Below are 12,344 nucleotides of genomic sequence, written 5' to 3'. Positions count from 1 at the left end.
GAAGCGTGGTCATGTCTGACCCCAAGTGGCGCAAGTCCTCCTACAGCACGGACGTCCACCAAAACTGCGTGGAACTGGCCACCGCCGCCGACGGCATACGCATGCGCGAGAGCGACGAACCCGACGCCGTGATCCACACCAGCCCAACCACCCTCCGCGCCTTCATACGGGCCGCCAAGGCGGGTCACCTCGACCGGCGGTGACCAGCGGTTTCGCCGTCGTGGCGAAACATTGGCCGTTTGCTGGACGGGTGCTGTCGTTTGTGGGCCTTGCCTTGGATGACGTGTTTCTAGGGTCGTGTGCGTCCCCGGGAGTCCGGCTCCCGGACCCCGTATTCGACTGTTCTGGAGACGCCTGATGCGTGCATTGCCCCGTCGTGCCCTGGTCGCCGCTCCCGCTGCCGTCCTGATGTTCACCCTGGTGGCCTGCGGCGGTGGTTCCGACTCCGGTGGTGGCTCGAAGGCCGCGGACTCCCAAGCCTCGGCTCAGGGCGCCGGCGGAGGGGAAGCCGGGGAGGAAGCCGGGGAGAAGAAGGAGCCGCCGCTGACCGGTGAGGTGAAGAAGAAGGCGGAGGCGGCGGCGCTGGCCAAGTTCCCCGGGACCGTCCTGAAGTCCGAGCAGGACGTCGAGAAGCCGGGCATGTACGCGGTGGAGGTCAAGAAGTCGGACGGCACGACGGTCGAGGTCTACCTCGACAAGAGCTACACCGTCACCGACACCAAGAAGGAAGGCACCGAGGAGAAGGAGAACGGCGGCTGACGCCCCGCAGCCCGCGACCTGGCGGGTTGTGATGAACACCGCGACCGCGGCTGGGCAGCTGTGCGAGCCTTTCGCCATGCGGCTGCTACTGATCGAGGACGACGACCGGCTGGCCGGTCCGATCACCGAAGGGCTCGCACGCTACGGGTTCACCGTCGGCCGGGCCCGCACCGGTGCCGCCGGGCTCGCGAGGGCCGTCGAGGGGCCGGATCTGGTGCTGCTCGATCTCGGACTGCCCGACATTGACGGGCTGGACGTCTGCCGCCAGCTGCGTGCCCGGTCCGCGATCCCGATCATCATGATCACTGCGCGGGGTGAGGAGGCCGACCGGATCGTCGGGCTGGAGCTCGGGGCGGACGACTACGTCGCCAAGCCGTTCGGCGTACGGGAACTGGTCGCCCGTATCCGGGCCGTGACCCGCCGCACCGCCGGTCATCTGGCGCTGGCGGACGCCCCCGCGCCCGCCGGGGCATCGGGAGCCGGTCCGCAGCGGCTGGGGGCGCTGGAGATCGACCGGCGCACCCGGGAAGTCCGCCTCGACGGAGATGATATGGCCCTGTCCCCAAGGGAGTTCGACCTGCTCGCCTATCTCGCCGAGGACCCCGGCGCGGTGCTCTCCCGGCAGCAGATCATGGACACGGTCTGGGACCCGCACTTCTTCGGCCCCACCAAAACGCTGGACGCGCATGTCGCCGCCCTGCGCCGCAAGCTCGGCGATCCCGCCTGGATCACCACCGCGCGCGGGGTCGGCTTCCGGCTCACCGTCCCCGCCGGGCAGCCCGATGACGGCTCGCCGCCCAGGGCCGCGTCATGACCCGCCGCCTGCTGCTGAGTTACCTGGCGCTGACCCTGCTGGTACTGGCGGGACTGGAGATCCCGCTCGGCTACTTCTACGCCCGCGGGGAGGAGTCCCGCTTCTCCCAGGGGGTGGAACGCGACGCGTCGATGCTGGCCGAAGTCGCCGAGGAGAACATCGAGAAGCGCAGCCCGGAGGCCCTGCCCGGACTGGCGCGGGAGTACGCCGACGACACCGGCGCCCGCGTCGTGGTCGTCGACCGCACCGGCCGCCTGCTCACCGACTCCGCGGGGGCCATGGCCATCGGAGCGGATTTGTCCGGGCAGGCCGACATCGCCGCCGCCCTGCGCAACAAGGCCACCACCGCCACCCGCACGGACGCACGCGGCGGTGACGTCCTGGCGGTGACCATGCCGGGTTCCTCGGGGACGACCGTTCGCGGCGCGCTGCGGGTGACGTACCCGATGACGATGGTCACCGACCGGGAGCACCGCATCTGGCTCGCTCTCGCCCTCGGCGGACTGGGCATCCTGGCCGCCGTGGCCCTGGTGGCGTTCACCCTGGCCCGCTGGATCACCCGGCCCCTGCGCACCCTGGAGCGGGCCACCACCCAGCTCGCCGACGGGCACCTGGACCACCCGCCCGACGCCGCCACCGGTCCGCCCGAACTGCGCCGCCTGGCCACCTCGTTCAACCACACCGCCACCCGGCTCCAGCATCTGCTGCGGGCCCAGCACGGTTTCGCCTCCGAGGCATCCCACCAGCTCAAGACCCCGTTGGCCTCGTTGCGGCTCCGGCTGGAGAACTTCGAGCCCTACCTCGACCCACGCGCCCGCACCAGCCTCGACGAGACCATCGAGGAAGTCGAACGGCTCAGCCGCATGGTGCACGGACTGCTCGCCCTCGCCCGCCTGGAGAACACCGCCACCACACCCGAGCCGGTCGACCTGGACGCCGTCCTCGCCGACCGGGCCGCCATGTGGGAATCGCTCGCCTGCGAACAACACGTCGCCGTGGCCGTCACCGGACCGGTGACCGGTCGGGTCTGGGCGATCCCCGGGGCCCTGGAGCAGATCGTCGACAACCTGATCGCCAACGCGCTGCGCGTCTCCCCGCCCGGTACGACCATCACGCTCACCCGGGCACCGGGCGCCGAACTCCACGTCATCGACCAGGGCCCCGGCATGCCGCCGGGCGACCGGGAACGCGCCTTCGACCGCTTCTGGCGCGCCTCCGACTCCCACCACGACGGCACCGGTCTCGGCCTGCCGATCGTCCGCCACCTGGTCCACGCCTCCGGCGGCCGGATCACCCTCGACGCCGCCCCGGGCGGCGGCCTGGACGCCCGGGTCCGGCTGCGCCCCGCCGACCAGGACACCCGCCCCTCCGGCCGTCGCGCCCCGACGCCGGGAAGAAGGGCCCGGGCCCGGGTCTGACGCAGGTCCCCGGGCGCGGAAAATCCGGATGAGGGCCGGGAGCGGCAGCCACTAGCGTCCCGGCCATGACGAACGACGACTGGCTGCGGCACAACCGCGCCAACTGGGACGACCGGGTGCGGGTGCACGCCGGCAGCGACTTCTACGATCTGCCGGGGTTCCGCGCGGGCGCCTGCACGCTGCGCGGGTTCGAGCTGGACGAGCTCGGGGACGTCGGCGGCAAGCGGCTCGTGCATCTTCAGTGCCACATGGGGCAGGACACGCTGTCCTGGGCGCGCCGCGGGGCGGCACACGTCACCGGGCTGGACTTCTCCGAGGCCGCCGTACGGACGGCGCGCGAGCTGGCCGCGGACCTGGGGCTCGGCGAGGACCGGGCGCGGTTCGTCACCGCGGACGTGTACGACGCGGCGGAGGCGCTCGGCGGTGAGCGGTTCGACATCGTGTACACCGGGCTCGGCGCGCTGTGCTGGCTGCCCGATCTTCCGCGCTGGGCGCGCGTCGTAGCCGGGCTGCTGAACGACGGCGGGGTGCTGTACCTCGCGGAGTTCCATCCGTTCACCGAGGTGCTGGGGGACGACGGGCAGAGCGTCGAGGTGGACTACTTCGACGACCGGGGCACGACATGGGACGAGCCGCACACGTACACCGACGGGCCGCCGCTCACCCGCACCGTCTCCGTGCAGTGGCAGCATCCGCTGGGGGCCGTGGTGACGGCCCTGGCCCGGGCCGGGCTTCGGATCGAGTTTCTGCACGAGCACGACACCACGCTCTTCCAGCGGTATCCGGTCCTGGAGCGGACCGGGCCCGCCGAGCGCCCCACCTTCCGCTTCCCCCAAGGGCATCCCCGCCTGCCGCTGATGTACTCGCTCGGCGCGACCAAGTGGTGAGGCTGCGGGTGCTCACGGCGGACGACTGGCCGCTGTGGCGGGAGGTGCGGCTCGCCGCGTTGACCGACGCGCCGCACGCGTTCAGGTCCACGCTCGCGGACTGGCACCGGGGCGGTGAGGAGCGGTGGCGGGCCCGGCTGGAGATGCCGGGCGCGTTTCACGTCGTCGCCGTCCGGGAGGGCCGGGCCGTCGGCGTGGCGGGCGGGGTGCCCGCCGAGGACGGCGTCCGGAGACTTCAGTCGGTGTGGGTCGGCCCCGCGGCGCGTGGCCACGGGGTCGGGGACCGGCTGATCGCCGCGGTCGAGGGCTGGGCGCGCCGTACGGGCGGTACGACGCTCAAGCTCTCGGTGATCCCGGGCAACGAGGCCGCCATCGCCCTCTACCGGCGCAACGGGTTCGTGGATCTGGGGCGCGACGGCGGGACCGGGGAGCAGGTGATGGTCAAGGCGCTTCACCGGGCTGCGGGCGGACCGTGAGGATCTGCTGGGCGTGGCCCACGGGGCCGCCCAGGTCGTGCAGGACGGTGCTGGTGATGCCCTGGCCGGTGGGGCCGAAGGCGACGGAGGTGTCCAGTCCGGTCCAGCGGCCTTCGGGCTGCCGGTGGAAGTGCAGGGTCAGATCGACGTTGGGGAACATCCACTCGGCGGGCGACTGGCGCACGGCGATGCCGTTGGCGGTGTCAACCAGCGCGACGAAGGACGCCAGCGGGCCCGCCGCCTCCCCGGCGACGAGGTCCAGCCCGGTGGACATCCACATGGTTGCGCGGCCCGGTTGCGGCGGGGCGAGCGGGCGGACGTCCAGGGAGGCGACGTAGCCGCCGGGCCAGACGCTGGACAGGGCCCAGGGGGCGAGCGCGTCGGGCGGGGTGAGGCGGTCGGCGCCGCCGCCCGCGACGGCGGCGGTGTCCAGGGCGGCCAGCAGCCAGGCGCGGGCCCGGACCACCGTACGGTCCGCTATGCGCACGGTGGCTTCGAGGAGTTCGATGGTGCGGCCGGGCCGCACGGTCTCCACCCGGATCTCGCACTCGTCCATGGCGAGCCGCCCGAGGATGTCGAAGCTGACGCGGCTCAGGACCATGCCGGAGGCGTCCGGACGGTGCTCGGCCACGTGGCGGTCCATGGCGTGGACGATCAGGCCGCCGAGCGGGCTGAAGTGCTGTTCGTCGGTGGCCCAGGCGCCGCCGACGTGGCCGGTGGGCTTGTAGCGGTGTTCGTCGGTGCGCTCGAAGTAGCTGTCCAACGGGTTCCTCCTCGGCGGTCGTTGACGGATACAAACATAGGCGGGCGGGCAGACGCCCCTAACCGGCCAGCCGTTCCACCAGCAGGAACCCACCGATGACGATCATCATGGCGCCGGAGGCCCGGGTGACCGCGCGGGCCGCCGACGGCCGGGTCTTCAGCACGGTGCGGGCCAGGAGGCCGACGGCGAGGTAGACGACGGTGCAGGCGGCCATGTGGAGCCCGCCGAGCAGCCCCGTCTGCGCGGCGACCGGCCAGCCCGTGCCCACCTTGATGAACTGCGGGAACAGCGAGAAGTACAGCAGCAGCGCCTTCGGGTTCAGGCCGCTGATCCCGGCCCCCTTGAGCATGATCTGCAAGCGGGAGGAGCCCATGGCCTCCTCGGACGCCGCCACGGTGGCGGGCTGCCGCAGCACGCCCCAGCCGAGCCACACCAGGTACCCGGCCCCGGCGACGGTCAGGGCGGTGAGCAGGGTCGCCGAACTCGCCACGATCACCACCAGACCCGCGACGGCGAGCAGGGTGTACCCCGCGTATCCGGCTATCAGCCCGGCGACGGCCGGGACGACCGACCGGTCGCGCAGACCCGCCGCGATCGCGTAGGCCCAGTCCGCGCCGGGGGTGAACACCAGCAGGAGATCCACTGCCAGGAATGCCGCCAGCGTCGTCGTGTCCATCGTTCGTTCCCTCTCACGTGCTTCCTTGCGAGAGGAAGGTTAGGCCGGATCTGCCCGAAAGTGTTCCCTTCTTTACCCCGTGATCGCACGCTGTGAGGGAGAATCTTCCCCATGGACGACATGGACCGGAAAATCCTTGCCGAGCTTCAAAAAGACGGGCGGCTGACCGTCACCGAACTGGCCGAGCGCGTGCGCCTCAGCCTCTCGCCCTGCCACCGGCGGCTGCGCGCGCTGGAGCGCTCCGGCGCGATCAGCGGCTACCGCGCGCACCTCAACCCGCACGCCCTCGGGCTGACCTTCGACGCGCTGGTCTTCATCACGATGCGCGACGCGTCCGGCGACACCGTCGCCGACTTCGAGCAGGCCGTCGCCGAGATCCCCAACGTCCTTCAAGCGCAGCGGCTGTTCGGCGACCCCGACTACCTGCTGCGCGTCGTGACCCGCGATCTGCCCGCCTTCCAGCAGCTGTACGACGAGCGGCTGGCGACGCTCCCCGGTGTGCAGCGGCTCAGCTCGACCCTGGTCATGAAGGCGGTCGTGGAGGACCGGGCACTCCCCTTGTGACGACTCGGGCTGTGACGACTCGGGCTGTGACTACTGGGGCGCGCAGGCGTGGTCCTTCGTGCTCGCGATGACGACGTCGAGCCGGTCGCGGGCGTCGGCCAGCTCGCCGATCTGGCGCACGATGCGGTCGCGCTCGGCCAGCAGCAGCTCCATCATCGCCGGGGTCGCCGAGCCCGTGTCGACGCACGGCAGCAGCTGGACGATGGTCCGGCTGGGCAGCCCCGCCGCGTACAGCTGCTGGATCAGCCGGACGCGGCCGACCGCGCTCTCCGGGTAGTGGCGCTGACCGCTGGCGCTGCGCGCCGCGCTGAGCAGGCCCTGCTCCTCGTAGTAGCGCAGCGCGCGTACGCTCACGCTTGCCCTGGTGGCGAGTTCACCGATGCGCACCGACGGGTTCCTCCCTGCGACATTTGCCCCTGACGTCAACGTCAGGTTTTAGCTTAGCTCCGCGAATCACCATCCTGCTTCGAGGAGCATTCACGTGCCTGCCAGCAGCGCTGCCGCCGACCGCGCGGCTCAGACCCTGTCCCGCCCGTTCACCCTGGGCGGGCTCACCCTGCCGAACCGGATCGCCATGGCGCCGATGACGCGCCAGTTCTCGCCGGACGGCGTCCCCGGCGCCGATGTGGCGCGGTACTACGCGCGCCGGGCGGCCGGTGGGGTCGGGCTGATCATCACCGAGGGCACGTACGTCGGCCACGACGCGGCGGGGGACAGCGTCCGGGTGCCGCGCTTCCACGGCGAGGACGCCCTTGCGGGCTGGAAGAACGTGGTGGCCGAGGTGCACCGCGCGGGCGGCCGGATCATGCCGCAGCTCTGGCACGTCGGGGCGACGCGCGCCGAGGGCTCGGGCCCGTCCCCGGACGCCCCGACGGTCGGCCCGTCGGGCATCGGCCTGGACGGCAACCCGGCGGGCCGGGCCATGACCCAGGACGACCTGGACGACGTGATCGCCGCCTTCGCCGAGGCCGCGGCGGCCGCGGAACGCACCGGCTTCGACGGCGTCGAACTGCACGGCGCCCATGGCTACCTGATCGACGAGTTCCTGTGGGAGCGCACCAACCACCGCACCGACGGTTACGGCGGTGACCCGGTCGCCCGTACCCGCTTCGCCGCCGAGATCGTGGCCGCGTGCCGGAAGGCCGTCTCCGCGGACTTCCCGATCGTCCTGCGCACCTCGCAGTGGAAGGCGTTCCACTACGACGCGCGGCTCGCCGGGACCCCGCAGGAGCTGGAGGCGATCCTCACCCCGCTCGCGGAGGCCGGGGTGGACGCCTTCCACTCCTCCACCCGCCGCTACTGGGTACCGGAGTTCGAGGGCTCGGACCTGAACCTCGCGGGCTGGACCAAGAAGCTCACCGGCAAGCCCACCATCAGCGTCGGCTCGGTCGGCCTGGACAAGGAGTTCGACCCCGCGATGTTCCAGGCCGGGGCCAGGACCGGGGTGACGGGCATCGAGAAGCTGCTGGAGCGGCTGGAGCGGGACGAGTTCGACCTCATCGCGATCGGCCGCGCCCTGATCGCCGACCCGGAGTGGGCCCGGAAGGTGCTCACCGGGGACACCGAGGCCCTGATCCCCTTCTCCACCGACCAGCTCCAGACCCTGCACTGACCTCGCCGGGTCACCGGTTCGGCCCCATCGCGATGGCCCGCTTTCTCCCTCACTGCGACGATTGACCCGATTGGCGCCCCCTTGACGGCGTCCCGGAACAGGCAGGGAGAGCGGGTCATGTCGAAGCGGCTGCATGTGGGCAATCTGAGTTACCAGACCACGAAGGACGACCTGGAGAAGTGGTTCGGGCAGTTCGGCGAGGTGATGGACGCGACCGTCATCACCGACCGGGACACCGGGCGCTCACGGGGGTTCGGGTTCGTGGAGATGGCGGACATGGCCGCCGAGAAGGCCATGGCCCAGCTGGATGGACAGGAGATGAACGGACGGAGCGTCACCGTCACCGAGGCGCGGGCGGTTTCGCGCGGCGGGCGGTGAACGGGGGCGTGGGGACGATCAGTCGAGGGCACTGCGGCGGCCTCCGCGCGAGCGTGCGGTTCGCCACGTATCGCCGCTAGGACTTGCGGGCGGAGCCATGTGGCGTGGTGGGATTGGTCGATGCGATCCCCCACACGCATATCTTCACCTCGTCCCCACAATTCTCACAGCGACTCGACTCCCCACGAGTCGCAGAGCGCCGCGCCCGGCAACGCCCCGTACGACGCGGCGCGGAACGACGCGCACCGCGAGCCGTACCGCGAGCCGGGCACCTCGTACAACAACCCGTACGAGGAACTCGCCGAGCTGGCCGATCCGTACGACCCGGACGACCCGCTCGGCCTCGGACTGAAGCCGGACGACGACGACACCTCCGACCTCGGCAGCGCGGGCGGCGGCACCGGCAAGGACGGCCCGGACGGAGTGGACGGCGAGCCGTGGTCGCCGCCCGACCACGGCCGCTCCCGGCGCGGCAGGCGGCGCGGCCGTGGCCGCTTCAAAGCGGTGCCGCTCACCGCGAAGTTGGTCATCGGCGTGCTGGTGCTCGCGACGATAGCGGTGCTGGCCGACCGGGTCGCCGTGATGTACGTGGAGCGCAAGGCGGAGGCCGCGCTCCAGAAGAAGCTCAAGCTGGCCACCGCGCCCAACGTGACCATCCACGGCTTCCCGTTCCTCACCCAGGTGCTGGACAAGAAGCTGGACCAGGTCGACGTGGCGGTGCCCGACGTGGCGGCCGACCGCGTCTCGCTCGCCGAGGTGAACGTCCAGGCCCAGGACATCCGGCTGAACGCCGACCTGCCCACCTCCATCAAGGGCGCCGTGGTGGAGCGCATGCGCGGCAACGTGCTGCTCGCCTTCGAGGACCTCGACCGGGAACTCGGCGCCTCCCAGGTGCGGTTCCGGGCGTACGGCCCCAACTCGGTGCGCGCGGACGGCAAGCTGCCGGTGGCCGGGCAGGACGTACTGCTCCACGCCATGGCCCACATCCGGCGCCAGGGAGACCGGGGGATCTCCACCGAGGTGACGGACATGCGGCTGGAGATCCCCGGGATCGCCACCTACCGGCCGGGCAAGAACGCCGGGCTGCGGCTGCACCCCAAGGCGGCCAAGAAGATCAGCGACGACACCGCGAAGGCGAGGGCGCTGCTGGAGGTCCCGTCGGTGGCGGAGCGGCTGGGGATCGCTCCCGAACCGGCCGGGCGGGCGCGCAACGACGACCGCCAGCTGGACAAGATCACCGGGTCGCCGGAGTTCGTGCCCGCGCTGACGAAGGTCAATCTCGTCGACGTGACGAACGAGCACCCCGAGCTGGTCAAGAAGCTCGGCATCGACCCGACGGTGGCCGCGGCGCTCACCAGGTACAAGCTGCCCGAGCTGTCGGAGAAGCTGTCGCTCTCGTTCCAGCTGCCGGAAAAGGCCAAGGACATCAAGATCGAGAACATCGGGGTGGAGCCGGACGGGATCGTGGCCGATCTGACCGGCACGAAGATGGGCTTCGGCAAGAGGCCGTAACGGCCGTAATTCCCATGGCGAGGTGACCCGTCGAAGGGGCCGGTGGCGACATGCCACCGGCCCCTTCGTCATGGACGCACCCGGCCGCGCGGCGGTTCCCGCGCTCTCCTGAGAAATCCGTCAGTCGGTTCTTGGCTTACGCACAGCGGAGACCGAACTGGCTCACGGAAAGCGCTCCTAATGTTTTCCGTGTCGAAGCCGAACGGCCCAGAAAAAAGGGCCGAACGGCGAAGACACAAGAATCCGAGAATTCCCGAGAGGAAAACATCATGAGCTTCAAGAAGATCGCCCCGGTCAAGCCCGCCCGCAAGCCCGCGCCGCAGAAGAAGCACCACCCGAAGCCGGGCGCCCCGAAGCCCCCGCACAAGAAGCAGCCCCGTCGCCCCATCGGCGGCTGAACCACCCCCTGAAAGGCGGGCCCGTGGCAATCGCGCCACGGGCCCGCCTCGGCCGTTTCCGGACCCGGGAGACCCAGTGACCACACCCCCGCCCCCACCCCCGTACGACGACCAGGCCACCATGCAGCTGCGCCTGGTCGCGCCCGACGCCGCCACCGGCCGCGGCCGGCACCGGCGTTCCGGGCGGCCCCGCCCGTACGGCCGCCACCAGCGGGCGGTGCAGCCGCTGCCCGAGGAGCACGCGTACGCCCCCGTGGCGGCTGAGGACGGCGAGGAGGCCGCACCGGCCGCGCCGCAGCTTCCGGCGCGGCTGGCGTTCCGCCGGTTCTGGCCGCTCACCAGGGGCGACCGCCGCTGGATCGTGCTGATCTGCGTCTGTGTGATCGCCGCTGCGCTCGCCGAGACCGCCGCGATCCTGCTCTTCTCCGACCTCACCGACAACGCCCTGCGGCAGGGGTCGCTCAGCGCGTTCTGGAGCCCCGCGGCGCAGTGGCTCGCGGTCGCCGTCCTCGGCGCGGGCGTCGGCTACGCCGGTAACTCGCTCGCCGTCTGGACCGCCGAACGCTTCGTGATGCGGCTGCGGGCCCGGGTCTTCGGGCACGTCCAGGACCTGCCGCCGCACTTCTTCTCCCGCCACCGCCAGGGCGATCTGCTGGAACGGCTCACCGGGGACATCGACGCCATCGAGCAGATGGTGGTGTCCGGGGTGGTGGGCACCGTGTCGGCGATCTTCAGCACCGTCTTCTTCTCGGTCGCCGCCTTCACGCTCCGCTGGGACCTGGCGCTTGCCACCTTCGTCCTCGCGCCGCTGTTCTGGCTGGCCGCGCGGCGCTTCTCCGGCCGCATCAAGTCGGTCGCCCGGGAGGAGCGGGTCGCCGACGGCGCCATCACCTCGGTGGTCGAGGAGTCCCTGGCCAACGTCGTGCTGACCCAGGCGTACAACCGCAAGTCCGCCGAGGAGGACCGGCTGCGGCGGGAGGCGGGGGCGTGGATGCGGGCCTCGGTGTCCGGGGCGCGGATGAGCGAGCTGTACGAGCAGCTGGTGGAGGTCATCGAGACGCTGTGCGTGCTCGCCGTCATCGGCCTCGGCGCCTGGGAGATCTCCCAGGACCGGATGACGATCGGCCAGCTGCTCGCCTTCGCCGCCTTCCTCGGCTACCTCTACCCGCCGATCCGCAACCTCGGACAGCTGGGCCTGACCCTCACCGCCGCGACCGCGGGCGCCGAACGGCTGCTGGAGGTCCTCGACGCCGAACCGGCCGTACGCGACCCCGCGCCGGGCGCGGCCGTCGCGCCGTGGCGGGTGCACGGCACGGTGGAGTTCGACCGCGTCGGCTTCCGCTACCCGGGCGCCGAGCGGCCGACCCTGGCCGGGGTGTCGCTGACCGCCCGTCCGGGGGAGTTCGTCCTGATCACCGGGGCGAGCGGGGCGGGCAAGTCGACCGTCTCCAAGCTGCTGCTGCGCTTCTACGACCCGGGCGAGGGCTACGTACGGCTGGACGGGGTGCCGCTGCACGCCCTCCCGCTCACCTTCCTCCGCGACCACGTGACCCTGCTGCCGCAGGAGACGCTGATCCTGCACGACACGATCCGCGAGAACATCGCGTGCGGACGGCCCGGCGCGAGCGACCACGAGATCGTCAGGGCGGCGCAGGACGCGGCCGCGGACGAGTTCATCCGCGCCCTGCCGCAGGGCTACGACACCCCGATCGACCCGCACACGGCCCAGCTCTCCGGCGGTCAGCTGCAACGGATCGCCATCGCCCGCGCCATGCTGCGCAACGCGCCCGTCCTGGTCCTGGACGAACCCACCACCGGCCTCGACGCGCTGGCCGCGCGCCGCGTGGTGCGGCCGCTGCGGCGGCTGATGGCGGGCCGTACGACCATCATGATCACCCACGACCTCAACCTGGCCCCGGACGCCGACCGCATCCTGGTCCTCGACCACGGCCGCCTGGTGGAGACCGGCACCCACCGCGAACTCCTCGCCCGCGACGGCGCCTACGCCCGCCTCCACGGCTCCCAGAACGGCTCCCTGACGGACACCGGATCACACCCCACGATCCAGCTCGGCCCGTCGTCCTGAC

The 12,344-nt window shown here is 71.7% G+C and carries 15 protein-coding genes; 12 read left to right on the top strand and 3 right to left on the bottom strand.

Translation table 11 applies throughout. The annotated features are described in order from the left end of the window. Positions 1 to 11: 11 nt before the first annotated feature. The 6 genes from ACH4TL_RS42465 to ACH4TL_RS42440 all read left to right on the top strand — a co-directional run bounded on the left by ACH4TL_RS42465 (position 12) and on the right by ACH4TL_RS42440 (position 4,354). Positions 12 to 203 carry a DUF397 domain-containing protein gene (locus ACH4TL_RS42465; protein ID WP_398329597.1) on the top strand — a complete coding sequence of 64 codons (192 nt, stop codon included), beginning with the start codon at positions 12 to 14 and terminating at the stop codon, positions 201 to 203. Positions 204 to 357: 154 nt separating this feature from the next. Beyond that, complete coding sequence (locus ACH4TL_RS42460; protein ID WP_398329600.1) at positions 358 to 759, top strand: PepSY domain-containing protein; 402 nt, start codon at positions 358 to 360, stop codon at positions 757 to 759. A 76-nt stretch (positions 760 to 835) separates the two neighbouring features. Further along, positions 836 to 1,573 carry a response regulator transcription factor gene (locus tag ACH4TL_RS42455; RefSeq protein WP_398329603.1) on the top strand — a complete coding sequence of 246 codons (738 nt, stop codon included), beginning with the start codon at positions 836 to 838 and terminating at the stop codon, positions 1,571 to 1,573. Further along, positions 1,570 to 2,991, top strand: a complete 1,422-nt coding sequence (locus ACH4TL_RS42450) for a sensor histidine kinase (protein WP_398329606.1) — start codon at positions 1,570 to 1,572, stop codon at positions 2,989 to 2,991. Before ACH4TL_RS42455 ends, ACH4TL_RS42450 begins: the two co-directional genes overlap by 4 nt. Before the next feature lie 65 nt (positions 2,992 to 3,056). After that, the gene (locus ACH4TL_RS42445) at positions 3,057 to 3,878 is read left to right on the top strand and encodes a class I SAM-dependent methyltransferase (protein WP_398329609.1); all 822 of its coding nucleotides are present in this window, start codon (positions 3,057 to 3,059) and stop codon (positions 3,876 to 3,878) included. After that, on the top strand, positions 3,872 to 4,354 hold the full coding sequence (locus tag ACH4TL_RS42440) for a GNAT family N-acetyltransferase (protein WP_398329612.1): 483 nt from the start codon (positions 3,872 to 3,874) through the stop codon (positions 4,352 to 4,354). The genes ACH4TL_RS42445 and ACH4TL_RS42440 overlap by 7 nt, the downstream gene beginning before the upstream one ends. Here ACH4TL_RS42440 and ACH4TL_RS42435 read toward each other — a convergent pair. Both ACH4TL_RS42435 and ACH4TL_RS42430 read right to left on the bottom strand, forming a co-directional pair. After that, positions 4,320 to 5,117 carry a thioesterase family protein gene (locus ACH4TL_RS42435; protein ID WP_398329615.1) on the bottom strand — a complete coding sequence of 266 codons (798 nt, stop codon included), beginning with the start codon at positions 5,115 to 5,117 and terminating at the stop codon, positions 4,320 to 4,322. The two genes, ACH4TL_RS42440 and ACH4TL_RS42435, sit on opposite strands and share 35 nt — an antisense overlap. Positions 5,118 to 5,175: 58 nt before the next feature. Next, entirely contained in the window at positions 5,176 to 5,793 is a 618-nt protein-coding gene (locus tag ACH4TL_RS42430) for a LysE family translocator (protein WP_398329618.1), read from the bottom strand. 111 nt (positions 5,794 to 5,904) lie between these two features. Here ACH4TL_RS42430 and ACH4TL_RS42425 point away from each other — a divergent pair, with 111 nt between their 5' ends. Beyond that, positions 5,905 to 6,357: an Lrp/AsnC family transcriptional regulator gene (locus ACH4TL_RS42425; protein ID WP_398329621.1), complete on the top strand. Its 453-nt coding sequence runs from the start codon at positions 5,905 to 5,907 to the stop codon at positions 6,355 to 6,357. Positions 6,358 to 6,387: 30 nt separating this feature from the next. On the opposite strand, the gene ACH4TL_RS42420 is transcribed toward ACH4TL_RS42425, so the two are convergent. Next, on the bottom strand, positions 6,388 to 6,744 hold the full coding sequence (locus tag ACH4TL_RS42420) for a MerR family transcriptional regulator (protein ID WP_398329624.1): 357 nt from the start codon (positions 6,742 to 6,744) through the stop codon (positions 6,388 to 6,390). A 94-nt stretch (positions 6,745 to 6,838) separates the two neighbouring features. Here ACH4TL_RS42420 and ACH4TL_RS42415 point away from each other — a divergent pair, with 94 nt between their 5' ends. The 5 genes from ACH4TL_RS42415 (at position 6,839) to ACH4TL_RS42395 (ending at position 12,343) form a co-directional block, all read left to right on the top strand. Next, the gene (locus tag ACH4TL_RS42415) at positions 6,839 to 7,969 is read left to right on the top strand and encodes an NADH:flavin oxidoreductase (RefSeq protein ID WP_398329627.1); all 1,131 of its coding nucleotides are present in this window, start codon (positions 6,839 to 6,841) and stop codon (positions 7,967 to 7,969) included. A gap of 117 nt (positions 7,970 to 8,086) precedes the next feature. Next, entirely contained in the window at positions 8,087 to 8,347 is a 261-nt protein-coding gene (locus tag ACH4TL_RS42410; protein ID WP_398329630.1) for an RNA recognition motif domain-containing protein, read from the top strand. A 120-nt stretch (positions 8,348 to 8,467) separates the two neighbouring features. Continuing rightward, positions 8,468 to 9,859 (top strand): DUF2993 domain-containing protein, encoded by a 1,392-nt coding sequence (locus tag ACH4TL_RS42405; RefSeq protein ID WP_398329633.1) that lies wholly within the window; start codon positions 8,468 to 8,470, stop codon positions 9,857 to 9,859. 269 nt (positions 9,860 to 10,128) lie between these two features. Further along, on the top strand, positions 10,129 to 10,257 hold the full coding sequence (locus tag ACH4TL_RS42400) for a hypothetical protein (protein WP_391185112.1): 129 nt from the start codon (positions 10,129 to 10,131) through the stop codon (positions 10,255 to 10,257). A gap of 121 nt (positions 10,258 to 10,378) precedes the next feature. Beyond that, the gene (locus tag ACH4TL_RS42395) at positions 10,379 to 12,343 is read left to right on the top strand and encodes an ABC transporter ATP-binding protein (RefSeq protein WP_398329775.1); all 1,965 of its coding nucleotides are present in this window, start codon (positions 10,379 to 10,381) and stop codon (positions 12,341 to 12,343) included. Position 12,344 lies beyond the last annotated feature (1 nt).

The organism is Streptomyces sp. NPDC021115 (assembly GCF_044333065.1).
In the GTDB taxonomy this organism is placed as follows: domain Bacteria; phylum Actinomycetota; class Actinomycetes; order Streptomycetales; family Streptomycetaceae; genus Streptomyces.
Note: the sequence above shows the minus strand (reverse complement) of the source record. Positions and strands in the feature narration are given on the sequence as shown.